Below are 21241 nucleotides of genomic sequence, written 5' to 3'. Positions count from 1 at the left end.
GGCGGCGAAACGTGCGAAACGAGCGAAGTCTCCGAAGCGTCAGCTGGTGACCTTGTAGACCCACACGTCGGCCACGTGTTTGCCGGGGCCGAAGAGTTGGTCGGCGGTCTGGCGGACCGCCTCGCTGTTGCCGTGCTGGTCGGGCAGGACCAGGTAGTCGGCCTTCCAGTACGCCAGATCCAGCTTGGCCATGGCCTTCTGGTCGGGGGTGATCACCGGGACGGTGCCGTCCGAGGCCGCGCTGTTCATCAGCTGCATCGTCGGGCGGGTGGGGGCGCTGAAGATGGCGGCCTTCTCCGGGTCGTCCGGGTTGGGGATCAGAAAGTAGCCGCCGGCGATCTTGAAGTCCAGGCCCGCGGCGGTCGACCAGCGCATCGCGTCGAGGCCCTCGAACCAGCCCAGCGGGATCGCCACGACCGTCGAGTTCTCGGGGATCTCGGCCCGCCAGGCGTCGGAGCTGAAGAACAGCGGGATCGGCGAGCGCGGTGCGGCGGGCTGGGGCGTCGGGACCAGCGGTACCAGGGCGATCAGCAAGGCGACGGCCCACAGCCAGCGGGCGACCGGCGTGGTCTCCTCGGGCTCCGGGCGGATGTCCGTTTTGACACCCACGGCGCCTTCTGACGTTTCCGGCATCGCGGACTCCTCGGCCACCAGGGTGCCGCCGCCGGGGCTGACGGGGCGGTCGCCACCCTTGGAGCCGCCGGAGCTGCCCGCAGTACCCCCGGAATCGCTTGGCTCGTCGAATGCCCCGTCCGAAGCCACCGCCGGGGCCGGCTCGGGTGGCAGGCCGACGACGAAGCGGTCGACCAGTATCGCCAGCAGCACGCCGAGCAGCGGGGCGATGGCCACACCGAGGCGGGTGGGGACCACGGAGTCGAACAGCGGCAGCTCGTGCACCCAGTTCCACGGGCCGTGCCAGGTCGTCTCCTCGCCCTTGTACTTGATCACCGTGCCCAGCGAGAGCAGCGAGAACACCACCGCCGTGATGAACAGCGCCCGGGCCGCGCGCTGCCGCCACAGGGCGACGGTCCCGGCCAGGAGCAGGCCGATCAGGGGCCAGCCGAAGAACGTGTTCTCCTCCGTCGGGCCGCCCATCTTGTCGATCACCGAGAGGTCGTCCGGCGCCATGATCGAGCGGCGGCTGAACTCCTTGAAGGAGGCCAGGTCGGAGCTGAAACCGTGCACGAAGTCGGGCAGGCCGTGGTAGGCCTGCGGGCCGAAGAACTGGTGGTACAGCGGCACGGCGAGCAGGACACCGGCGGCGCCCGCGCCGATGGCGATCGCGGGCATGGCCGCCTTCAGCGACGGCAGGTATTCGCGCGGGTGCAGGTAGGACACCAGGAACACGAACAGCGCGACGGCCGTGAGGAACAGGATCTCCTCGTTGATGAAGCACTGGTAGAGCACCACGGCGCCGAGGACCAGGCCGCGGCGCACGGCCGAGCCGGGCTCGCGCAGGCGCAGGATGTTCCAGACGATGAACGGGATCAGGAACTGCCCGGCGATGTTCGGGTGGGCGGTGCTCTGCGAGATCATCGAGGGGGCGAAGCCGCAGAAGAGCCCGCCGATGTACGCGGCCACCCGCGATCTGACAACATGGCGGGAAAGAATGAAATACCAAGCGATCGCGGTGCCGGCGAGAGCGATGGTGTCCATGAGCACCAAAGTGACGCCGGCGCCGAACAGTAACGTGATCGGCGCGAACGGTAGCGCCAGTCCGAGAACGGATGTGTTCGCCATGAGATTGACGCCATCCGGTGCATTCAGTTGATCGGTGAAGAACGGGTTGTCACCGTGAGTGAAGAGGCGTGCCGCATGCGTCAGCACCCACTCGAAGAAGATCTGATCCTGGGTGTTGTCGGCGAACATCCGGCCCTGTGGATCGGCCCAGAGGTGCTGCAGCACGAGCACCGAGCACACTACATAACTCAGCAGCGCGACCGCCGCCACCCGGACCTCGCGGGTCTTCTCCCCGAATTTCACGGTGACACCATAGTTGCCGTCCGAAGTGCGCCGCAGGGGCTGGCGGGAGACTATCAACGCCGATACACTACGCCAGTTCTGCCAGACATGATCAGTATTCACGTAGGGGTGCAGAGTGCCGAATCCGGACGCGGCAATCCTCGGAGACCAGGCCATCCAGTCGGAGGTGCTCGAGGGCCTGGCGATGGCGGTGAACCATCGCAAGTGGTTCGTGGCGTTCGCGACGCCATACCTCGGTGACCATCCGATCGAGGTTTCCGCGGGTCTTGGTGACTACGCCGCGGAGTGGCTTCAGCACACCGAGAAGATGGCGCTGACCGAGGCCGACTCGGGCCGGATCGTCGCGCTCAAGGAGCGTTTCGCCGACCACCCCGGCGTCTCCGTCCGCGAGCTGCTCCTGCCGAGCGACGTCAACGCCGACCACAGCGCCGCTATCTCGTACAACGTGCTCGAGCACATCGACGACGACATCGGCGGCCTGCGCACGATGAAGTCCCTGGTCCGCCCGGGCGGCTACATCATCAACGTGGTGCCGGCCTTCCCGTTCGCGATGGGCCCGGCCGACATCGCCACCGGCCACGTGCGGCGCTACACGAAGAAGACGATGCGGGCGGCCATGAACGAGGCCGGCCTCGAGATCGTCAAGCTGCATTACGCCAACTCGCTCGGCCTCATCGGGTACTACGTGTCCACCTGCCTGCTCAAGCAGATGCCCGGACCCGGCCCGATCGTCAAGTTCTACGACAGCACGGTCGCCCCGATGACCCGGCTCATGGAGAAGGCGTTCAACCCGCCCTTCGGCCAGTCGGTGATCGCGATCGGCCGGCGGCCGCTCAACGGCTGACGCCCAGCGCCTTTTCGCCCCAGGGAGCAATTCCTGGGGCGATTCGCGTTTCCAGGGCCCGGTAAATCAAGCCGAACGGCCAGGGAAACATCACCTGAAGCGCCGACTTTTGACCCGACTTTCTTCCCAGCCGGTGGGCTTTTCACGGCCGGTACCGTCGAATCCGTGCTGAAGCGCCTCGTCCTGCCCGTCGTGTGTGCCCTGATCGGCGTGCTCGCGGTGTGGCTGGGCACGGTCGAGGGGTACGGCTTCATCCGCTGGTCCGGCATCGTCGTCATCGGCCTGTCCGCTCTGGCCGCGGTGTACGTGCTCGTCGAGGACCGGCTGCCGGGCGCCCGGGGCGTCGGTCTGCGCGCGGCCGACCTGCGCCCGATCGCCGGGAGCCGGGCCGAGCTGGCCGCCCGCCTCGGCTGGGAGGTGCGCACCGCCGACCCGCAGCTGCTCACCTGGGCCCGCGGTGGCCTGCTCGTCGAAGGCCGCGAGCGCCGCGCCAACCTGGTGCTGACCGGCGTGCGGCACGGGCTGCGGTTCGCGGTGTTCGAATACGTCCGCCGCGTCCCCGGCGAGGACCTGGCCGTCGGAACCACCGTCTGGATGGTCCTGCTCCCGGACCCCCTCCCGGCGTTCGAGCTGACCCGCGACCACCCCGCCGCACAGTGGGTCCTGCAACCCCCAAATTCCGCGGTGGTACTGCCACTGCTCACCCCGGCCGCCTACGCCCGCCTGGACGAGGCCCGCATGGTGCGACTCCAGGCCGAAGGCCCGACGCTGATCACCTATCGGCCCGGCTTCGCCTCCCACGGCGGCGCCCAGTCCATCGTCGTGCGGGAGGTGGGCGCGCTGCTCGCCGTGGCCAAGGCCCTCGGCCGCTGAGCCGCGCCGAGGCCGGCGGGACGAGCTAGGCGGGCTGCCAGCCGAGGGCCGGCCCCAGCTTCTCGGCGATGTCGGTGAGGATCTGCACGTAGTCCTCGTGCGCGAACGTGAACGGCAGCGCGAACGCGACCTCGTCGATCTCGCGGAACGCGGCGTGGGCGTGCAGCTCGGCGGCGATCTGCTCGGCCGGCCCGACCAGGTCACGGGCGAACATCATGCGGGCCGGGCCCTGCGGCGTGGCCGTGCGCGGCGTGCGCTCGGCCACGTACTGTGTGTACTGCTCGCGCTGGGCGGGCGAGGCGGAGTCGGTGGGGATCACGACCAGCCCTTGGGAGACGCGGGCCCGCTCGCCGTCCGGGTGCGCGGCCCGGAACGCCCGGACGTGAGCCAGCTGGATCGCGGCGAAATCAGCGGCCGGATCGTCGGGGTCCTCGGCCTTCACGACGCTGCTCGTCAGGAAGTTCATGCCGTGCTCGCCGGCCCACTCGGCCGAGCGGAGACTGCCCCCGCCGTACCACATCCGCGACCGCAGCCCGGGGGAGTGCGGCTCGACGCGGCTGGAGAACACCTCGAAGCCCTGGGTCCCGGCGAAGTCACTGGCGGGCTTGCCGGCGACGAAGTCCAGCAGCCGCTCGACCCGGGCGTAGGTGAAGTCCTCGGCGTCGGCCGTGTCCGGGTAGAGGGCGTCGCGGACCCGCTCGTACTGCATCGGCGGGCCGACGCTCAGGCCGGGGTTGAGCCGGCCCCCGGACAGCAGGTCCACAGTGGCCAGATCCTCGGCCAGGCGCAGCGGGTTCTCCCAGCCGAGCGGCATGACCGCGGTGCCGAGCTCGATCCGCGACGTGCGCTGCGAGGCGGCCGCCAGGACGGTCAACGGGGAGCTGATCCCGTGCTGCAGGTGGCGGTGACGGACCCAGGCGCTGTCGAAGCCGAGCCGCTCGCCCAGGGCGATGACCTCCAGCGTCGACTCGTGCCCGGCCGCGGGGTCGGCCGGGTCGAAGAGGCCGATGGTGAGAAAGCCCAGCTTGCGTAAGGGTTGTCCGGCTGCCGGCATCGCGTGCTCCCTCGAGTGTTTCATGTGGACGGTGCTCGGGGTATGGATCGACCTAGTCCGAACCCCTTCCCGGAGGCTTTCATGTCGGCACAGGCCGTGCTCTACCTCATCGCGATTATCCTGCTCGTGGTCGCCGCGCTGCCGGTTCCCGCGCGTGGCGTGAATCTCGCTTACGCCGCGGCGGCGTTCGCCCTCCTCGCGTATGCGTGGCCGGTGATCACCGCGTAGCGTTCCGTCGCCGGAAGACCGGCCGGCCGATGCGTGCCGGCCGGTGACCGGCAAGAGTACGCTGCCGCCGTGCGGCTCACGATCATCGGCGGCGTCGGCGCCTATCCCGAACCAGTAGCCGGCTGCTCCGGCTACGTCCTCGAGCACGACGGGTTCGTGCTGCTGGTCGACCCCGGGTATGCGACGGCGGCGGCGGTGCAGGCCGGCTGGGACCCGGGCGAGGTCGGCGCGGTCGTGGTGACCCATGGCCATCCGGACCACTGCGCCGACGTGAATCCGCTGTTACGGGCGCGGAAGCTGGGCGCGGGAGCGGTACCCCCGCCGCCGTTGCCCTTGTTCTGTCCCCATGGTGCGCTCGATGCCGTGCTGGCACTCGACGAGCCCGGGATGGTGGACGACGCGTATGACCTGCGCGAGTTCGACCCGGGCGCCACACTGACGATCGGGCCGTTCACCGTGCGGACCGCCGCCCTGCCGCACTTCGTGCCCAATGCCGGGCTGCGCATCACCGCGGGCGGGGCGACGGTCACGTACACCGGGGACAGCGGGCCGTCCGACGTCCTCGACGATCTCGCGGCGGGCGCCGATCTCCTGCTGGCCGAGGCCACCTACGCCGACGAGGTGCCGGCGCCGCGGCTCGGCCGGCTGAGCTCGGCCCGGGCCGCCGGTGCGGTCGCCGTCCGGGCCGGTGTGGGGGCCCTGTGGCTCACGCATCTGTGGCCCGGCAGCGACCCCGTGGCCCACCTCGCCGCCGCCGAACAGGCCGGTTGGAAAGGTCCCCTCGCCGTCGCCCGGCCCGGTCTGCGCATCGATCTCGCCGTTTCAGGGGCGGGGGCGGCCTGAGCCGTCGTACTCCGTCCGGGCAGAGTCGACGGCCGGCAGGTTTGTCAGTGCCCACTCACTCAGGTGGTGGAAGAGCGGGCCGAGACTCCGGCCGAGCGGCGTGATCTCGTACTCCACCCGGGGCGGGATCTCCGGCGTGTAGGTGCGCGCCACCAGGCCGTCGCGCTCCAGCTGCCGCAGCCGCTGGGTGAGCACCTTCGCGGTGATGCCGCCGATGCGCCGCTCCAGTTCGGAGAAGCGCTGGCGGCCGTGGTTGTGCAGCGACCACAGGATCGGCGTCGTCCAGCGGCTGAACACGATGTCGACCACCGGCGTGATCGGGCAGGCCTCACTATCCGTTTCCATAGCCACTTTCCTGTAGGTACCTACTATCCCCGCGATGCTAGCTTTCCCAGCGCCAGCGACAAAACAGCGCGAAGGAGCAGCGAATGATCGTGGTGACCGGTGCGACCGGCAATGTCGGACGACCCCTCGTGCGGGCGCTCGAAGCGGCGGGGGAGGAGCTCAGGCCCGCGACCCGGCACGGCGGGGTGGACCTGACCCGGCCGGCGAGTCTCCGGCCGGTCCTCGAAGGCGCCGACAAGCTCTTCCTGCTCGTCCCGGGAGCGTTCGACGGTGCCGCCATCCTCCAGGAAGTACAAGCGGCGGGGGTGAAGCACATCGTGCTGCTGTCATCCCAGGCCGCCGGGACCAGGGCCACGGAGCCGTCCCACGCGCCGCTCAAAGCCATCGAGGATCTGGTCAAGGGCTCGGGCCTGAGCTGGACGATCCTGCGCCCCGGCGGGTTCGCCAGCAACGCGTTCGCCTGGGCCGAGTCGATCCGGGCGACCCGCCGGGCCTACGTGCCGTACCCCCATGTCGCCCTGCCGGTCGTCGACCCGGCCGACATCGCCGCGGTGGCCGCCGCCGCCCTGCTGGACGACCACGACGGGCAGACGTATGTGCTGACCGGGCCCGAGGCGACGACCCCGCACGAGCGGGTGCGGGCGATCGGCGCCGACATCGAACTGGTCGAGCTGACGCACGAGGAGGCCCGGGCCCGGATGCTCGAGTTCATGCCCGCCCCGGTGGCCGACGGCACCCTGGCGATCATCGGCCGGCCGCGGCCCGAGGAGCAGGCCGTGAGCGGCGACGTGGAGCGGGTCCTGGGACGCACGGCGCGCACGTTCCGAGAGTGGGCCGAGCGGCACCGCGACGCATTCCGGAAAATTGATGGAACCGTGCAGTAGTACGTGACGGTTTGCCAGGTCATACGACCGATCAGGCGATGTCGTATGACCGACTTGCCGATCATGCGAACGACGGGCAACCGGTACAAAAAAGGAGGAACACTGGTTGCAGTCGAACAAGGGGTTTGTAGCCGATGTCTGGCATGGTGCCGTTCACCAACAACTACTCGGACCACTCGACCCGTGAGGGCTACCAGTTCGAGTTCAACTGCATGCGGTGCGGCAACGGGTATTCCTCCTCGTTCCAGCACTCCGTCACCGGATTCGGCGGCAAGCTGCTGCGCATGGGCGGCGACCTGCTCGGCGGCGAGGTCGGCAACAAGGCGTCGCAGATCGGCTGGGACGCGCAGTGGATGCGCGACGGGGTGCGCGGCTCGACCCGCGACAAAGCCCTGGCCAAAGCGGCCGAAGAGATGCAGGTGTACTTCACCCAGTGCCACCGCTGCGGCCAGTGGGTCTGCCAGCAGGTCTGCTGGAACCACGAACGCGGCATGTGTACCGCCTGCGCCCCCCGCCTCGACCAGGAGATCGCCGGGATGCAGGCGGCGGCCCAGGTCAACCAGCTGCACGACCGGATCAACCAGGTCGACTGGACCCGCGACGTCAACTACCGCGACCAGGCCGTCGGGCGCTGCCCGTCCTGCATGAACGAGACCGGCGGCGGCAAGTTCTGCCAGCACTGCGGCACCCCCCTGGCGGCGGCCCCGGCCCAGCAGAAGCGGTTCTGCGGCAACTGCGGCACACCGACCCAGCCCGGTGCGATGTTCTGCGCCGAGTGCGGCACGTCGACGGCCTGACGTGCACTACCGGCTGATCGCCGACGGCGGTGCCCTGCTCGACGAGGGCGGCGGCACCGCCGAGATGGCCGGCGGCGCACTGGTCGTCACGCCCGAGCACGGCCCGGTGCTGCGGGTGGCGCCCGGGGACGTCGTGGAACTGCTGGAGCCGCAGCCGTACGTCGTGCTGCTCACTCTCGCCGACGGCGCCCGGCTCGAGCTCAGCCGCCTCGGGGTGATGCGCACCCAGCTCCTCGCCGAGCTGGCCGAGGCCCGGGTCGCCGACACCGAGCGGGTCCTGCTCCTCGACGGCGTCGGCACGCCCGAGGCGTTCAACGGCGCGGTCGACGGGGCCCCGGCCGAGCTGCGGCTCTACGACGACGCGCTGGTGATCGTCCCCGGCGCCGGGCTCGCCGAGAAGTACCCCTACGCGTTCATCAAGGGCGTCACGACCGACGCGACCGGATACACCATCGGCCTCGACGTCCCGGGCCGCCCACCCGTCGTCATCGGCCGCCTGGCCCGCCGCACCACCGAATTCCTTGATCTTTTGAAGGCCCGCACGGCCGCCGCCTCCGGCCGAACGTCGCACTTCCTGGCGGCGCTGCTCCCCGGTCTCGGCCCGGTCGCCCTGCGCTCGGTCGCGGCACTCCTCCGCGACGGCCTCGCCGCACCCCGGGCCGGCCTCGAGGCCGTGGAGCCGACAGTTTTCCCCGCGCTGCTCGAGGCCGCCTGCCTCCCCGATCGGGTGGCCGGGGCACAGCACCTCCTCGGGCTGGGCCAGACGTGGCTCGGCTTCAAACAGACTGTTTCGGTGCGGCGGGCCGGCTCGGGCGCCGGCCCCTGGCGCGACTCGGCCAGGCCCATCGTCCTCGACCACGACGGTCACGCCGGCTCGTTCGCGTCCGGGGCCCCGGGCATGTTCACCGCGGGCATGATGTCGTCGGGCTTCGACGGCCCGTTCGGCGTCTATGGCCCGGCCCTGGCCTACGGGATGCTCGGCGGGTTCCAGAGCGCCTACGCCGGCGGCCCCCACCTGCCGCGGGACGTGTTCCCGCACCAGCCCGTCACCCCCGAGCACACCGACTACGCCGCGCTGGACAATGCCGTGGTCCTGGCCTTCCTGCTCGTCCTCACGCCGTCCGGGCACCTGATCTACGAGGTGCTCAACGAGGCCGACCACGCCACGTACGTGTTCACTTGCCGCGACACCGACCAGGTGGCCCAGCTCAACCGGGCCCTGGACCTGCTCGGCTTCCGGGTCGAGGGCATCTACGCCGACGCGACCTCGGCCGGGTCGCACTACCGCAAGGCCGCGGAGCGCCTGCCCGCGTTGCGGGTGCTGCGGGAACGTTTCCAGCGGCGAGTAGTGCACACCGAGGGCTGGCGCAGCGGACTGCCGGGCTAAGACTGGCGATTTCACGGATCCCGGCCGCCGACCGGCCTGGACACACTGACGCGCATCGAAGTATTCCCTCACCTCCCGGGAGACAACGGTGCGAAACACCCCCGCCATCCGGCTCGCGCTGCGAGTCGGGCTCATGCTCAGCCTCGTCGGCGGCTCCCTCGCCGTCGCGACCGCCCCGGCCCACGCCGATCAGATCGGCCAGGCGCCGACCGCGTCCAACATCACCGGCAACGGCAGCTTCGCCACCACGTCGGCGAGCATCTCCAGCACGGTCAGCGGCTTCGGCGGCGGCCGCGTGTACTACCCGACCGCGGCCGGCACCTATCCGGTCATCGCCATCTCGCCCGGCTTCACCGCCACCTGGTCGAGCCTGGCCTGGATCGGCCCCCGCCTGTCCTCGTGGGGCTTCGTGGTCGTCGGGATCGAGACCAACACGATCTACGACCAGCCGGCCAGCCGCGGCAACCAGCTCCTCGCCGCGCTGAACTGGGCCGTGAACTCGTCACCCACGGCCGTCCGGTCGCACGTCGACGGCAGCCGCCGCGGCGTCGCCGGGCACTCCATGGGCGGCGGCGGCACCCTCGAGGCCCTCGCCGCCGACACGTCCGGCCTGGTCAAGGCCGGCGTGCCGCTCGCGCCCTGGAACAGCGACAAGACCTGGAACAACGTCAGCGAGCCGGTGCTCATCGTCGGCGGCCAGGCCGACACCATCGCCCCGGTGGCGAGCCACTCGATCCCGTTCTACAACACCCTGGCCGGCCCGAAGACGTACGTCGAGCTCACCGGGCAGAGCCACTTCTTCCCGCAGACCACGAACGCGACCGCCTCGCGCGCGCTGGTCTCCTGGTTCAAGCGGTGGGTCAGCCAGGACTCCCGGTTCACCCCGTTCACCTGCGGGTTCAGCGGCGTCGCGGTCTCCGACTTCCGGTCCAACGCCTGCTGATGCGGCTCAACGGATGTTCCCGTGCTCGCGCACCTCGCCGATGCGCGGGAACATCCGCCCGAGCCGGGGCAGCCGATGCGCCACCTCACGGGGGTCGTCGAAGTCCCACGGCTCGCCCCGCACCTCCGGTGCGGCGGACGGTCCCGGCTGCTCGAGCCGGGGCCATTCGTCGTCGGTCCAGTCCCACGTCTCCCGGCCGGCCAGCCGCCGGATCGCGGGCACGTCGGCGAGCGCGTCCGGCGCGGCGACGACCCGGGCTAACACGTCCGGGTCCAGATTGGCGGCGAGCCAGCCGCGGAACTCGAGGAGTCCGTCGGCCGGGCAGCGGCCGTCCATGATCTGGTGCGCGGCTCCCCACAGGTCGTACGAGACATCCACGGGCCGGGAGATTAGGTGCTCATGGTGTCCGGGACATCGACAGTGGTGGTGACCCGGGCCAACGCTGGATGGCGGGGTGTCGACCCGAACCCGAACCGGACCGGCGGGTCGACGTCCGTGAGCGCCCCCAGGTCGGCGCCGTCCCAGGCGGCGGTGGCGGCGACGACGGGGTGGAGGTCCTGCACGCCGTACCATTCCCGCCGCCCGTTCCCGGCACTGCCGTGCGTGCGCACGCCGGGCATGACCAGGCGGGCCGGGAGGTCGACGGCCCGGACCCAGACCGGGTGCCTCGCGACGCCGGGTGGCACCGCCCGCAGCAGCCACCCCAGCGCCCGCCGCGGCCCGGTCGTGAACCGCAGCGCGAGGGGCCCGGCGGTCACCGCCCAGTCCCGGCCCCGGCGCACGGTGACGTCCACGAGGTGCACCTCGTCGAAGCCGTAGGTGGCCGCGATGAACTCCCCGGCCGCCGCGGACGGCGCCAGCAGGACCCGCCGCCCGTCGGCGTGCTCGGTCATCACGTCGCTGATCGGCCCGAACGGCGACCGCGGCCAGTGCCCGAACACCAGCCGCACCCCGCTCGCCGTGCCGATACCGGCGATCCACCCGTCGAAGCGCAGTCGCACCCGGACCTGCCTACAGCTCCTTGAGGGCGGCCCGGATCCGCTCGGCCGCCTCGTCCTGCGCGGCCGGGTCCGGGTGCTGGTCGGCCCGGGCGAAGTCGAAGTCGTCCATGCCCCAGGTGGGGAAGACGTGCAGGTGTACGTGCGGCACCTCGAACCCGGCGATGAGGAGCCCGGCCCGGGGCGCGTCCCAGGCCCGCCGGACGGCCCGGCCGATGGTGTGCGCGACCGCCGAGCACTTCGCGAACAGCTCCGGCTCGGCGTCGGTCCACTGGTCGATCTCCGCGCGCGGCACGACCAGCGTGTGCCCGGGCCGCAGCGGCGCGATGCTCAGGAACGCGGCCACGTCGTCGTCCTGCCACACGAACCGGCCGGGCAGCTCACCGGCCATGATCCTCGAGAAGACACTGCTCATGAGACCCCACCTTACGTTCCGCGGCGTAGCCGTATGGCGCGCCGGTGTCACCCTGTGCGCACGGTGGCCGGCTTCCGCGTGAAACGGCCGACCGGAAATACAACCCAATCGAACGTCGCCTCCGTCTATCTGGTGCCGGACTGCGGAGGAGGGACGGATGGTTGAGCTCTTCGCGGCGCTGCCCGACGGCCCGGTGCCGCCCCTGGCCGCCGACTACGTCGACCGGGTCCTCACACACGCCCGGCGCTCGGCCCGGCGCCGCCGTCTCGGTGCCGCCGCGGCCTGGACCGCGATCGTCGCCGCCGTTTGCACGTTCCTGATTCCGGGGGTACTGCCCGAGCCCGCGCCCGCCGCCCCCGGTCAACGGGCGGCACTGCCCGACCGGTTCGCCGGATACTCGACGCTGACCAGCACCGCCGAACGGGCCGCGCCGGGCCGGGCGATCGCGCTCTACGGCTACGGCAGCGACGCGCTGTTCACGATGTTCCAGCAGCTGGTCGTCGGGGCCGACGCGGACACCTACCGGCGCGTCGGCGCGTGGGACGGCCGCGGCCGGGCACCGGGGCTGCTGTCGCCGGACGGCACCTGGGTGCTCCTCGGCCGCGCCGCCGGGCCCGCGCCGGAGCTGCTGCTGGTCGACCTCACCACCGGCCGGGAGCGCTCGGTGCCGCTGGGGGCCTGGCTCGAGGTGCGGCTCCTGGCCTGGTCCCCGGACGGCCGGTACGTCGCCTACAGCGCCGCCCCCGACGGCCCGGCCTACGGCGGCGAGAGCACCGTCGGATACGACGTGCTGCAGCGGGGCACCCTGCGCCTGCTGGACGTGACCACCGGCCGCAGCACCGAGTTCCCGAGCATGGGCCGGCCGTCGGCGGCGGCGTTCGCTCCGGACAGTGCGCGGATGGCCGTCCAGGAGGGTGAGCGGGTACACCTGCTGCGGCTCAACGGGGCCGAGGACCGGGTCGTATCCGTCGGCGCCGGTCGCGGCCTGGCACCCCGGGCCGGCTGGTCCCCCGACGGGCGGCTCCTGGCGACGGTGCCGTGGGACGGCCCGGCCCCGGCCGCCGGCAAGGTCGAGTTCCTGGCCGTCGGAGCCGATGCGGTCGCACCGGCCCCGGTGGGCGACGTGGCCCGGGTCCTCGGCTGGCGCGACGCCGGGCACCTGGTCGTGGCGACGGCGCCCGGCGGCCACGGCCTCGAACTGGCCGAGGTCACCCTGGCCGCCGGCGACCGGCGGGTGCTGTCGCGCTTCGACCCGGGCATGACCTGCGAGTTCGGGATGCAGCACTGTGACGTGCTCGATCTGCAGCTCGCCACCGGCCTGCTGGCCGGCCTGACCGTGCGGGCGGCCGGGTCGCCGGACCGGGGGCCGTGGCCGTGGCCGCTGCGCCTGCTCGTCGCGGCGCTGGCCGCGGCCGGCCTCGTGGTCCTCTACGGCTTCGCCGACCGGCTGCGGGTGCGGGCCGCCGTCCGGTCGTTCGACGGTCGGCGGCCCGGTGGCGGGGCCGTGCTCGGCCCCTACTGACCGGCTACCCGATCACCCGGCGGCCGGCCTTCAGCAGCCCGACGCCGATCAGGGCCAGGCACAGGCCGGTCAGCAGCAGCAGGCCGATCGGCGACCCGGTCACCGGGAGCGATCCGGTGGCCCCGTTCGTGGCCGCGGCGGCCGCCGTGACGGTGACGGCGAGGGCCATCGCCCGCGGGCTGCCGTCCGGGGCCGCGCCCTGGGCCACGACCGTGTGCTGGGCCGCCGCCAGCTGCGCGGGCAGCGTGATCGGCGTCTGGAAGGCGCCGCTCGCGTCGGTGGTCACCCGGCCGAGCTCGATCGGCGCCGAGTAGATCGTGACGGTCACGGTGGAGTGCGGCGCGAAGCCGGTGCCGACGAAGACGATGCGCTGGCCCTGCTCGGCCGTGGCGATGGCGCCGTCGGCCGTGGTCAGCGTGAGGTTCGTCGACGGCGGGGTCGGCGGCACCACCGGGGCGACCGGGGTGACGGCGTCCGACGGGTCACTGGCCGGCGAGTCACCGGCGGCCGAGTGGGCCACCACCGTGTAGGTGTAGCCGGTGCCCGCGACCGCGCCCAGGACACAGGTCCGGGCGGTCGTCGTGTCGCAGGTCGCCGGGCCGGGCGCGGCGCTCACGGTGTAGCCGGTCACCGTGTCGCCGGTGGCCGGGGCGTCCCAGGTGACGGTGACCGTCGACGTGCCTGCGACCGCGGCGACGTTCAGCGGCCGGCTCGGGGCGGCCGGGCCCGGGCTCGGGTTGCTCGGGGTCGACGGCGGCTCGTTCACGGTGACGGGTGTCATGCCGGACGAGCCGTTGAAGCCGGTGGCCCCGTTGTAGGCGGCCGTGACCGTGCCGGTCGCGAGCGCGGTACTGGTCGTGCAGGCCGTCGCACCGGCCGGCGGCGGCAAGGACTCCTTGCGGGCCTTGCGGGTCCTCGCCTTGGTGGCGCCCCTCGCCTTGGTGGCGGCTTGGGCGAGCGGCGGGAGGGCGGAGGTCAGGCTCACGGTGTCGCTGAGGCCCGCACCGCTGAACGTGACCGTGCCTGTCGGCGTGCCGACGGCGGGGGCGACGGTGGTGACGGTCGCGCAGACCTGCACCGACTGCCCGGTGCTCGACGGGTCCGGGTCCGCGGTGACGGTCGTCGTCGTGGTGGCCGGGTCGACGGTCACCGTGGTGGTGGCGTCCTGCGGGTCGAAGGTGCTGTCGCCGTTGTAGTGGGCGGTGACCGTGCCGGTGGTCAGCTCGGTCGAGCTCGTGCACGCCTGCTGGGAGCCGTCGAGCGGCTGGGTGTCCGTGAGGCCGGCCCCGCTGAACGTCACCGTCCCGGTGGCCCCCGGGGTCTGCACGGTCGCGCACACGGTCACGTTCTCACCGTGCACGGACGGGTTGGGCGTGGCGATGACATCGACACCGCCGATCTGGGCCAGGGCCGGTGTCACCCCCGCGGTCAGTGCCGCGACGGTGACGACGGCCGCCAGCGCGGCTCCTACGGTGACCCTGCGCATACATATCCCCTGCCTTGAGTAATCAAGACATCACGCTAAGTGACTGCTCTTCGGCGGCGGGTACGGATGCGGGCGGCCTACCGCATGGGCTGGTCTTTGTTTTGGCGGGCCGCGGGCCGGGCAGTCGGCGGTGGATCAGCCGTGCAGGGCTCGGCGCAGTGCGGCCGTCACGTCGGCCGGCCGGAACCGCTCCAGGGCCCGCGCCTCCGCCTGCCGCAGGGCCCGGCTCAGGGCCGCCGGGGGAGCGGCCCGCAGCACCGCGACCAGCCAGGCCTCGAGCAGCGTCGGGTCGGCCGGGAGGTCCAGATCCAGCTCGCGCACCGGTGGGGCCGGAGTGTCCGCCGCGGGCAGCGGCAGGCCGGACGAGGCGTACGGGGCCGGCGGAATACCGACGCGGTACGGGTGCACGCACGTCGGAGTACCGGTGCCGGCCGAGACCCGGTGTCCGTGGACCGGGCTGTAGGGGATCGCGGGGCCGGGGCGGTCGGCGACGTCGAACGCGCCGAGCGGCAGGGACTGGCCCGGGCAGGCGACACAGGTCGCGTCCCGCAGGTCGTCCGGGCTCGGCAGCGGCATCCTCGAAACGGTACCGTCCCCACGTGAGTCTCGAGCGCGGCCGCGCACAGTCAGGGGTCGTCCACCGGTCCGTGCGCCTCATGGCAGTACCACTGGCGGCACTGCTGCTCCTGACTGCTTGTGCCCGGCCGGACCCGCCGGGCGGGACGCTGCCCACCCCGGACCGCACGACGTCGGCCTCCGCCGGGCCGAGCGCGGACGTCACCGAGGCCGCGTGCCCGCCGAGCGGCCTGAAGATCACGGCCGAGCGGGGCGACGCGGCGATGGGGTACCGCGAGATGTCCCTCACCCTCACCAACTGCGGCTCGGTGCCGGTGACGGTGACCGGCCGGCCCGACATCGTGGTGCTGGGCCGGGACCGGGACGTGCAGGACATCGCGGTCGTCGCCAGCGTGCACTACACCCAGTCACCGCACCCGGTCGCGCTGCAACCGGGCCTGCGGACCTCGGCCGTCATGTCGTGGCGCAACACGTACGACGACATCAGCAAACCGCCCGTGGTCGGCGTCTACCTGTCCGTGGCCGCCACCCCGGGCGCGGCCCGGCAGCTGGTCACGCCGCCCGCGACGCTGGACCTCGGCTCCACGGGCCGCCTCGAGGTGAGCGTGTGGCTGTAGCGGGTCAGCGGGCGCTCGGGCGGGCCCGGGCGGCGGCGCGGCAGGCGTCCAGGATGTCGGGGCGCAGGAGGTAGCCGAAGCCGGCCCGGACGAGGCGCAGCACCAGGCTCGGCCGGTCCGTGTTGAGCGATGCGGCCGTCGCGTCGAGGGACCAGTCGCACGCGGCCAGGCACGACAGCAGGTGGCCGCGGCGGGTCTGGGCGGCCGAGAGGCGGAACGTCTTGAGGTAGGCGACCGTCCCGTCCTCCGCCGTGATCGTCTCGCCGATGTGGTTGTCGACGGCGGGGTCGAACGGCGGGAGGAAGCGCGACAGGGTGAAGCGGCCCATGCGGTACACCGGCCGGGTCACCAGCGCGCGGACGGTGAACAGCACGTCGTTGTGGAACCGTTCCCACTCGGCGCGCCCCCGGGCCAGCTCGGCGCGCAGGTCGGCCACCGTGCGCACCCGCGTGTCGTCGACGGCCGCGTCGAAGCCGGGCACGTCGAAGACGTACTGCGTGTAGTGATACAGCAGCTCGCCGTAGTAGTCCTGCAACAGCGTGGCGTGCAGGGCCCGGTAGTCGTCCGGGTGCGGCACGACGAACACGCCGGCGAGGGCGTCGGCCAGGTACACCACCACGCCGCACTGGCCCGGGTGGATCTCGAACACGCGCAGCGCGTCGTCCAGCCCGTGCACGGCCTCGCCCCGGTACGCCTCCTCGACCCGCGGCGACAGCCCGTGCGTCACCGCCGCCCGGGTCCACTCCTGCCAGGCGATGGGCGGGCCGCCGAACTGCAGGTCGAGGAAGCCCTCCACGGCCAGGTGCAGCGGCAGGAAGCGCAGGCGGCCACGGTCCTCGCGGCGGGCCATCCGCCGGTGGAAGCGCAGCCCGGCGACCCGCGGGAGCCCCGTGTCCGAAGGGGCGAAAAGCTGCGTGCCATAAGCGGCGGCGGGGGTACCGTCACCGCTCCACGTCGCGACGAAGGCGTGCGGCACGTAAGCGATGTAGGCCTCCCGCGGGCTCACCTCCACAATGGACAGTTCGTCGTCGCCGTGCAGGCGGGCGTGCAGGCGCAGATCGGTGATCGGCTCGTCGCGCAGCAGCGGGACCAGCCGCACCGCGCCCCACGTCTGGGCCGGGCCGGTGCGCAGGCCGGGGATCACCGCAGGAACCCTTCCACGAGGTCGTCCAGGTAGGCGCGCAGCTCGGTGAACGTCGCCGCCCCGGCCGCGAACCGGGCCAGCTCCACCAGCGCCGGCGCGTGCTCGGCGGCGCGGACCCCGACGCTCGGCACGAACGGCGAGAGCGTGCGCACCGCGAAGCCGTCGTAGACCGGGTTGAGGTGCACGATCGACGTGTGCCCGGCCGGGTCGAGCCGCTGCCGCCACACCCGCAGCACCTCGGCGGCCTGCCCGGGCGGGGCGTTGTCCCACCCGTCGGAGACGACGACGAGCCGTCCCGGCCGCCGCTCGAGGGCGTCCAGGATCCGCTCACCGAGCGGCGTCGCACCGGCGGGGTGCACGAGCAGCGGGTCGCCTTCGTGGTTGAGCCAGCTGGAGTGGTACCGCGACGACAGCACCTCCAGCAGAAAATGCATGGCGAGCGCCACGGCGAGCGGGCGGCGGCGCTTCACGGCCGAACCCGACGCGGAGTAGCTGTCGTCGAGCACCGCGGCCACATCGCCCCACGTGCCGGCCCGGCGCCCGGCCGCGCGGCGGGCGGCGGCGCGCAGAGCCACGGTGAGCTCCTCGCGGCGGCGGGCCCGCTCGGGGCGCGGCAGCGCGAGCACGTAGGTCGCCAGCCGGGTGAGCGGGACCCGGGCCAGGTCGAGGCGGCCGACGCCGTCGACGGCCGCGCCGGAGCGCTGCAGCCGCAGCCGCTCCAGCTCCGTCATGCGCGGCGCGATCCCGCGGAGGAACTCGGCGCGGTCGATGGTGCGGACACGGGTCGAGGCGAGGCCCTCGGCGACCGTGTAGGGCAGCTCGTAGAGCGCCTGCTTGTCGTAGTGGGCCCGGCGCCACGTCTCCAGGATCGGGGTGTCGTAGCGGGCCGGGCGGCGCCAGTCGAACAGCATCGTGCCGACCTCGGGGGGCAGCCGCAGGTGGTTGTGGCCGGCGACGGCGGCGAGGGCGCGGCGGTACTTGACGGCGTCGAACGCGACATCGGGCCGGGCCGCGACCCAGTCCCGGACGATCGCGCGGGTCCGCCGGTTGTTGATGCCGTCCGCGCGCAGGGTCCGCAGCAGGCGATACACCCGCTGCGGGGGCAGGCGGAGGAGCCGGGCCGCGATGAGCCGCCCTTCCCGCCGGCGCTGCGGCAGTGGTACTTCCTGAGCCGTGCGCAGCAGCCCGAGGATGACGGTCGCGGCGCCGAGGTCGTTGATGTCCAGGGCGAGCGTCGCGGCGTAGATCTCGCGGTAGTTGATCCGCACGTAGTCGTGGAGGAAGTCGAGGGAGACGGCCGATCCGTAGAACTCGCGCTGCCCGGTCGCGGCGACGGCCGCGTTGACGAACATGACGACGTCCTCGCACGCGGTCAGCTCCGACAGCTCCACGGATGCCCTCCCCGGCCGGGCCCGAATGTTTTGGTGCCGGTCGGGGAGTTCGACGTGCGAGCTGCGAAGCATCGCTGTAGAGGCGGGTCCCGGAAGTCGCGCGGACAGTCCCGCGACCGGCCGGCTCAGGGTACAACCGGCCGGCCACCCCCCGCCTTCCTAATTCCGCTCGAAGTCGTACTCGGTGACCACCTTCCCGTCGCCGTCGTAGGCGATGCCTTTCGCCGTGCCCGTGATGCCGGTGGCCCAGGCCAGGTGGAGGTTGTCGAATGCGCTCCAGGCGGCCATACCCTGGTGCGCGGCGCCGTCGCCGGTGAGCTCGACCCGGCTCGCCGGGCCCTCGTAGATCGCGAGCTGGACGGTCTGGCCGTTGTCGGCCTGGAACCGGCTCAACCCGAGGTAGAACAGGCCGGGGCCGGTCCTGCCGTAGGGCGGCTGGTGCACGGCCATCAGCGTGCCGATCAGGGTCACGCGGCCCTGCGCGTCCTCCCGGCCGGCGAGCAGGAGCCTCGAGCGGCCGTCGCCGTAGAAGAAGAACACGAGCTGCCCGCCGCCCGCCGCGGTGATGCCGGTGTGGATGCGGTCGCCGACCTCGGCGCTGGCGTCCTCGTTGTTGATCGTGGTGTCGGCCCGCTGGACCCCGCCGGCGGTGCCGATCTCGGTGCCGTGGGCGTCGTAGGCCTTGATGACGGCGTCGGCCTGGGCCGGGTTGGCCTCGGCGGTGGTGCCGGCGAGTGTCCCGCCGCGGCGGACCCAGTAGACGCTGAGGTCGGGCTGGCCGGGCACCGGCGCGGTGCTCGCCCGCAGCGTCTGGCCGCCGGCGGTGACCCTGATGTCGGGGTGGGCGGCGCCGAAGGAGCCGTAGTCGATGATGCCGCCGTGCCGGTCGTCGAGCTCGCTGACGCCCCAGCCGAACTGTCCCGCGGCGGGCCGGCCGGTGGCCCCCAGCCGGCGCAGCCGCCCGGCGTCGTCGACCAGGCCGCCCTGCACGCCGTTGTAGCTGTCGACGGCGAACAGCACGAGCCGTTCGCGGTCGCCGAACTTCATGCCGGTCTCGATGTACTGGCTGCTGGACACCGGCGGCTCGGACGCGCCGGGCCGCCACGGGTTGTCGTCGCCGGGCTGGAACGGCACCCGCGGCCACGACGTCTTCGCGTCCGGTGCGGGCGACGGGCCCTCGCCGGGGCTGAGCGCGATGGCCCCGCCGGCGGCGAGGATCGGCGCGAGGATGACGGCGATGCCGGCCAGGAAGGAGCGGTGCCGGCCCCGGCGCGCGGCCCGCTTGACGTCGTGGAAACCGAGCCGGGTGATCGGGGCCGCCCCGGCCTGATCGTCGAGGGCGTGCCGCAGGTCGTCGAGCGTGTACATCACCAGGCTCCCTTCTGGCCGGCGAGCGGGCTGAGGTCGGGGCTGACGCGCAGCTTGCCCAGGGCCCGCGCGGTGGCGCTCTTCACGGTGCCGAGCGCGATCCCGAGCTCGGCCGCGGTCTGCTGCTCGGTGAGGTCGAGGTAGAAGCGCAGTACCACCACGGCCCGTTCCCGGCGTGTCAGCTGCCGCAGCGCCTTCGTGAGCCCGACCCGCTCGACGGCGGCGCCGGCCGGGTCGCCGCCGCCCGCCCGCTCGGGCACCTGCGGCACGGGCCGTTCCCGCCGTCTTCGCCGCCGCCACCAGTCGCTGGCCAGGTTGACCAGGATGCGGCGGGCATACGCGTAGGCGTCGCCGCCGTCGAGCCGGTCCCACGCCGCGTAGGTCCGCACGAGCGTGTGCTGCGTGAGCTCCTCGGCTTCGCCGGCGTCCCCGCTGAGCAGGTAGGCCACGCGGTACAGCCGCTGGGTCGCCGCCTGCATGAACGCCCGGAAGTGCGCGTCCCGGTCGTGGCCGACGTCGTCGTTCTCCGGTGCGGTGGATCGTCGCATGCGCCGCTCGCTCCTCCCGTGGTGACCCTTCGCCCCTCCTCTACTGCGCAGGGGCGCGAAAGGTTCCGCGGCGATTTACAGCCGTCGCGCTTTGCGCCACCCGTTGACCCCGAGCCCGGCGACGGCGGTGCCGATGACCAGCGACACGGCGATGAGCACGGCGTGCACCCAGAAGAACGCCGTCGGCTGCCCGCCCGACCAGGCCCGGTCGTCCTTCCAGATGGCGACGAGGAACCGGGGCCAGATCACCCAGCTCCACACCCCGACGAGCACGAGGAACACCGACCACCGCCGCGACAACACCATCCGGGCAGTATCGCTCAGCCGAGGGCGAGCCGGCGCAGGCCGGGGCGGTCGGCGGCCCCGTAGACCCGGGTGAGCAGCTCCGCGGCGGGCCCGGTCAGCCAGGGTTCGCGGCCGAGCGCGTCGGCGAGGTCGAGGCCGTGGATGCCGGCTTCGAGGACCCGGGTGGCGAGGAAGTCGGTGAGCAGCATGGCGTCGCCGTGCCGGGTGCGCACGATCCGCCCGCCGGGTTCGCGGCGGCAGCGCCCGACCGCTTCGGCCCGGGCGGTGGTGAGCCGGGCGACAAGGCCGGGCCCGCCGAGTTCGGCGGCGAGGCGCTGGCCGAGGTCGATTCGTTCGGCATTGGTACTGCCGGAGAAGCGCGCGTCCGCCCGGAAGTATGCGATGGCGTCGATTTCGGCGCGGGGCGGCGCCGGCGCGTCGAGCATGCCCGGCACCCGGGCCACGCCGGCGACGACGTGTCCGAGCAGGTCGGCGGCGGTCCACGGCGGGCACGGGCTGGCCCGGGCCCAGTCGGCGGGCGGCACATCGTGGAGCACGGCGACGAGCCGTGCGGTCTCGGCGTCCCAGGCGTCCAGCGCATCGGTGGTCATGCGGTCCAGCGTAGGGAGGCCCGAGATCCTGACGGCACCGGCGGAATGCCCATTGCTCTGCCATCTGAGCTACCGCCGCACGTGCGGCGGGCAGGATTC

The 21241-nt window shown here is 72.6% G+C and carries 24 protein-coding genes; 10 read left to right on the top strand and 14 right to left on the bottom strand.

The window, feature by feature from the left end; translation table 11 throughout:
• Positions 1–39: 39 nt before the first annotated feature.
• Complete coding sequence (locus ACIA8L_RS22745; RefSeq protein ID WP_395907580.1) at positions 40–1983, bottom strand: DUF6541 family protein; 1944 nt, start codon at positions 1981–1983, stop codon at positions 40–42.
• A gap of 184 nt (positions 1984–2167) precedes the next feature.
• Here ACIA8L_RS22745 and ACIA8L_RS22740 point away from each other — a divergent pair, with 184 nt between their 5' ends.
• Together ACIA8L_RS22740 and ACIA8L_RS22735 are read left to right on the top strand one after the other, a co-directional pair.
• Entirely contained in the window at positions 2168–2827 is a 660-nt protein-coding gene (locus ACIA8L_RS22740; RefSeq protein ID WP_395908063.1) for a methyltransferase domain-containing protein, read from the top strand.
• A gap of 165 nt (positions 2828–2992) precedes the next feature.
• The gene (locus tag ACIA8L_RS22735; RefSeq protein WP_395907578.1) at positions 2993–3700 is read left to right on the top strand and encodes a hypothetical protein; all 708 of its coding nucleotides are present in this window, start codon (positions 2993–2995) and stop codon (positions 3698–3700) included.
• Positions 3701–3725: 25 nt separating this feature from the next.
• Here the strand turns inward: ACIA8L_RS22735 and ACIA8L_RS22730 are convergent, their stop codons facing one another.
• A complete protein-coding gene (locus ACIA8L_RS22730) occupies positions 3726–4754 on the bottom strand; it encodes an LLM class flavin-dependent oxidoreductase (RefSeq protein WP_395907577.1) in 1029 nt (342 codons plus the stop codon).
• Between the two features lie 81 nt (positions 4755–4835).
• Between ACIA8L_RS22730 and ACIA8L_RS22725 the strand changes: the two genes are divergently transcribed.
• Both ACIA8L_RS22725 and ACIA8L_RS22720 read left to right on the top strand, forming a co-directional pair.
• Positions 4836–4982 (top strand): hypothetical protein, encoded by a 147-nt coding sequence (locus tag ACIA8L_RS22725; protein ID WP_395907575.1) that lies wholly within the window; start codon positions 4836–4838, stop codon positions 4980–4982.
• 69 nt (positions 4983–5051) lie between these two features.
• Positions 5052–5825, top strand: a complete 774-nt coding sequence (locus tag ACIA8L_RS22720) for an MBL fold metallo-hydrolase (RefSeq protein WP_395907573.1) — start codon at positions 5052–5054, stop codon at positions 5823–5825.
• Here ACIA8L_RS22720 and ACIA8L_RS22715 read toward each other — a convergent pair.
• The gene (locus tag ACIA8L_RS22715; protein ID WP_395907571.1) at positions 5805–6170 is read right to left on the bottom strand and encodes a winged helix-turn-helix transcriptional regulator; all 366 of its coding nucleotides are present in this window, start codon (positions 6168–6170) and stop codon (positions 5805–5807) included. The genes ACIA8L_RS22720 and ACIA8L_RS22715 overlap by 21 nt on opposite strands.
• 83 nt (positions 6171–6253) lie before the next feature.
• Between ACIA8L_RS22715 and ACIA8L_RS22710 the strand changes: the two genes are divergently transcribed.
• From ACIA8L_RS22710 to ACIA8L_RS22695, 4 genes are all read left to right on the top strand, one after another.
• Positions 6254–7054, top strand: coding sequence for an SDR family oxidoreductase (locus tag ACIA8L_RS22710; RefSeq protein WP_395907569.1), 801 nt, complete (start codon positions 6254–6256; stop codon positions 7052–7054).
• 134 nt (positions 7055–7188) lie between these two features.
• The gene (locus tag ACIA8L_RS22705) at positions 7189–7851 is read left to right on the top strand and encodes a zinc ribbon domain-containing protein (protein ID WP_395907567.1); all 663 of its coding nucleotides are present in this window, start codon (positions 7189–7191) and stop codon (positions 7849–7851) included.
• Between the two features lies 1 nt (position 7852).
• On the top strand, positions 7853–9238 hold the full coding sequence (locus ACIA8L_RS22700; protein ID WP_395907565.1) for a hypothetical protein: 1386 nt from the start codon (positions 7853–7855) through the stop codon (positions 9236–9238).
• A gap of 88 nt (positions 9239–9326) precedes the next feature.
• Positions 9327–10181 carry an alpha/beta hydrolase family protein gene (locus ACIA8L_RS22695; protein ID WP_395907563.1) on the top strand — a complete coding sequence of 285 codons (855 nt, stop codon included), beginning with the start codon at positions 9327–9329 and terminating at the stop codon, positions 10179–10181.
• Positions 10182–10187: 6 nt separating this feature from the next.
• On the opposite strand, the gene ACIA8L_RS22690 is transcribed toward ACIA8L_RS22695, so the two are convergent.
• Genes ACIA8L_RS22690 through ACIA8L_RS22680 form a run of 3 tightly spaced genes read right to left on the bottom strand, consistent with a single transcriptional unit; the run spans position 10188 to position 11594 of the window.
• Positions 10188–10559, bottom strand: a complete 372-nt coding sequence (locus ACIA8L_RS22690; RefSeq protein ID WP_395907561.1) for a DUF4240 domain-containing protein — start codon at positions 10557–10559, stop codon at positions 10188–10190.
• Between the two features lie 11 nt (positions 10560–10570).
• Positions 10571–11182, bottom strand: a complete 612-nt coding sequence (locus ACIA8L_RS22685) for a hypothetical protein (RefSeq protein ID WP_395907559.1) — start codon at positions 11180–11182, stop codon at positions 10571–10573.
• 10 nt (positions 11183–11192) lie between these two features.
• Positions 11193–11594 carry an HIT family protein gene (locus tag ACIA8L_RS22680; protein ID WP_395907557.1) on the bottom strand — a complete coding sequence of 134 codons (402 nt, stop codon included), beginning with the start codon at positions 11592–11594 and terminating at the stop codon, positions 11193–11195.
• Positions 11595–11751: 157 nt separating this feature from the next.
• Between ACIA8L_RS22680 and ACIA8L_RS22675 the strand changes: the two genes are divergently transcribed.
• Positions 11752–13116, top strand: a complete 1365-nt coding sequence (locus ACIA8L_RS22675) for a WD40 repeat domain-containing protein (RefSeq protein WP_395907555.1) — start codon at positions 11752–11754, stop codon at positions 13114–13116.
• A 4-nt stretch (positions 13117–13120) separates the two neighbouring features.
• On the opposite strand, the gene ACIA8L_RS22670 is transcribed toward ACIA8L_RS22675, so the two are convergent.
• Both ACIA8L_RS22670 and ACIA8L_RS22665 read right to left on the bottom strand, forming a co-directional pair.
• On the bottom strand, positions 13121–14602 hold the full coding sequence (locus tag ACIA8L_RS22670; RefSeq protein WP_395907553.1) for an Ig-like domain repeat protein: 1482 nt from the start codon (positions 14600–14602) through the stop codon (positions 13121–13123).
• A 135-nt stretch (positions 14603–14737) separates the two neighbouring features.
• Positions 14738–15178 (bottom strand): hypothetical protein, encoded by a 441-nt coding sequence (locus ACIA8L_RS22665; protein WP_395907552.1) that lies wholly within the window; start codon positions 15176–15178, stop codon positions 14738–14740.
• Positions 15179–15201: 23 nt separating this feature from the next.
• Between ACIA8L_RS22665 and ACIA8L_RS22660 the strand changes: the two genes are divergently transcribed.
• Positions 15202–15795: a DUF4232 domain-containing protein gene (locus ACIA8L_RS22660; protein WP_395907550.1), complete on the top strand. Its 594-nt coding sequence runs from the start codon at positions 15202–15204 to the stop codon at positions 15793–15795.
• Positions 15796–15799: 4 nt separating this feature from the next.
• Here ACIA8L_RS22660 and ACIA8L_RS22655 read toward each other — a convergent pair whose 3' ends face one another.
• The 6 genes from ACIA8L_RS22655 to ACIA8L_RS22630 form a co-directional block, all read right to left on the bottom strand.
• Positions 15800–16939 (bottom strand): ARPP-2 domain-containing protein, encoded by a 1140-nt coding sequence (locus tag ACIA8L_RS22655; protein WP_395907548.1) that lies wholly within the window; start codon positions 16937–16939, stop codon positions 15800–15802.
• Entirely contained in the window at positions 16936–18330 is a 1395-nt protein-coding gene (locus ACIA8L_RS22650) for a hypothetical protein (protein WP_395907546.1), read from the bottom strand. Before ACIA8L_RS22650 ends, ACIA8L_RS22655 begins: the two co-directional genes overlap by 4 nt.
• 159 nt (positions 18331–18489) lie before the next feature.
• A complete protein-coding gene (locus ACIA8L_RS22645; protein WP_395907544.1) occupies positions 18490–19698 on the bottom strand; it encodes a hypothetical protein in 1209 nt (402 codons plus the stop codon).
• Complete coding sequence (locus tag ACIA8L_RS22640; RefSeq protein WP_395907542.1) at positions 19698–20246, bottom strand: SigE family RNA polymerase sigma factor; 549 nt, start codon at positions 20244–20246, stop codon at positions 19698–19700. The genes ACIA8L_RS22645 and ACIA8L_RS22640 overlap by 1 nt, the downstream gene beginning before the upstream one ends.
• 75 nt (positions 20247–20321) lie before the next feature.
• On the bottom strand, positions 20322–20552 hold the full coding sequence (locus ACIA8L_RS22635; RefSeq protein ID WP_395907540.1) for an SCO4848 family membrane protein: 231 nt from the start codon (positions 20550–20552) through the stop codon (positions 20322–20324).
• 14 nt (positions 20553–20566) lie between these two features.
• On the bottom strand, positions 20567–21142 hold the full coding sequence (locus ACIA8L_RS22630; protein WP_395907538.1) for a maleylpyruvate isomerase N-terminal domain-containing protein: 576 nt from the start codon (positions 21140–21142) through the stop codon (positions 20567–20569).
• Positions 21143–21241: the final 99 nt, after the last annotated feature.

The organism is Dactylosporangium sp. NPDC051541 (assembly GCF_044454505.1).
Taxonomy (GTDB): domain Bacteria; phylum Actinomycetota; class Actinomycetes; order Mycobacteriales; family Micromonosporaceae; genus Dactylosporangium.
This window is presented reverse-complemented; position numbering and strand designations above follow the sequence as displayed.

Coding starts and splice junctions, on each gene's coding strand:
- ACIA8L_RS22630 (WP_395907538.1), bottom strand. CDS start 21,142: ATGACCACCGATGCGCTGGACGCCTGGGACGCCGAGACCGCACGGCTC.
- ACIA8L_RS22705 (WP_395907567.1), top strand. CDS start 7,189: ATGTCTGGCATGGTGCCGTTCACCAACAACTACTCGGACCACTCGACC.
- ACIA8L_RS22635 (WP_395907540.1), bottom strand. CDS start 20,552: ATGGTGTTGTCGCGGCGGTGGTCGGTGTTCCTCGTGCTCGTCGGGGTG.
- ACIA8L_RS22675 (WP_395907555.1), top strand. CDS start 11,752: ATGGTTGAGCTCTTCGCGGCGCTGCCCGACGGCCCGGTGCCGCCCCTG.
- ACIA8L_RS22670 (WP_395907553.1), bottom strand. CDS start 14,602: ATGCGCAGGGTCACCGTAGGAGCCGCGCTGGCGGCCGTCGTCACCGTC.
- ACIA8L_RS22710 (WP_395907569.1), top strand. CDS start 6,254: ATGATCGTGGTGACCGGTGCGACCGGCAATGTCGGACGACCCCTCGTG.
- ACIA8L_RS22645 (WP_395907544.1), bottom strand. CDS start 19,698: ATGTACACGCTCGACGACCTGCGGCACGCCCTCGACGATCAGGCCGGG.
- ACIA8L_RS22725 (WP_395907575.1), top strand. CDS start 4,836: ATGTCGGCACAGGCCGTGCTCTACCTCATCGCGATTATCCTGCTCGTG.
- ACIA8L_RS22715 (WP_395907571.1), bottom strand. CDS start 6,170: ATGGAAACGGATAGTGAGGCCTGCCCGATCACGCCGGTGGTCGACATC.
- ACIA8L_RS22665 (WP_395907552.1), bottom strand. CDS start 15,178: ATGCCGCTGCCGAGCCCGGACGACCTGCGGGACGCGACCTGTGTCGCC.
- ACIA8L_RS22640 (WP_395907542.1), bottom strand. CDS start 20,246: ATGCGACGATCCACCGCACCGGAGAACGACGACGTCGGCCACGACCGG.
- ACIA8L_RS22740 (WP_395908063.1), top strand. CDS start 2,168: ATGGCGGTGAACCATCGCAAGTGGTTCGTGGCGTTCGCGACGCCATAC.
- ACIA8L_RS22680 (WP_395907557.1), bottom strand. CDS start 11,594: ATGAGCAGTGTCTTCTCGAGGATCATGGCCGGTGAGCTGCCCGGCCGG.
- ACIA8L_RS22730 (WP_395907577.1), bottom strand. CDS start 4,754: ATGCCGGCAGCCGGACAACCCTTACGCAAGCTGGGCTTTCTCACCATC.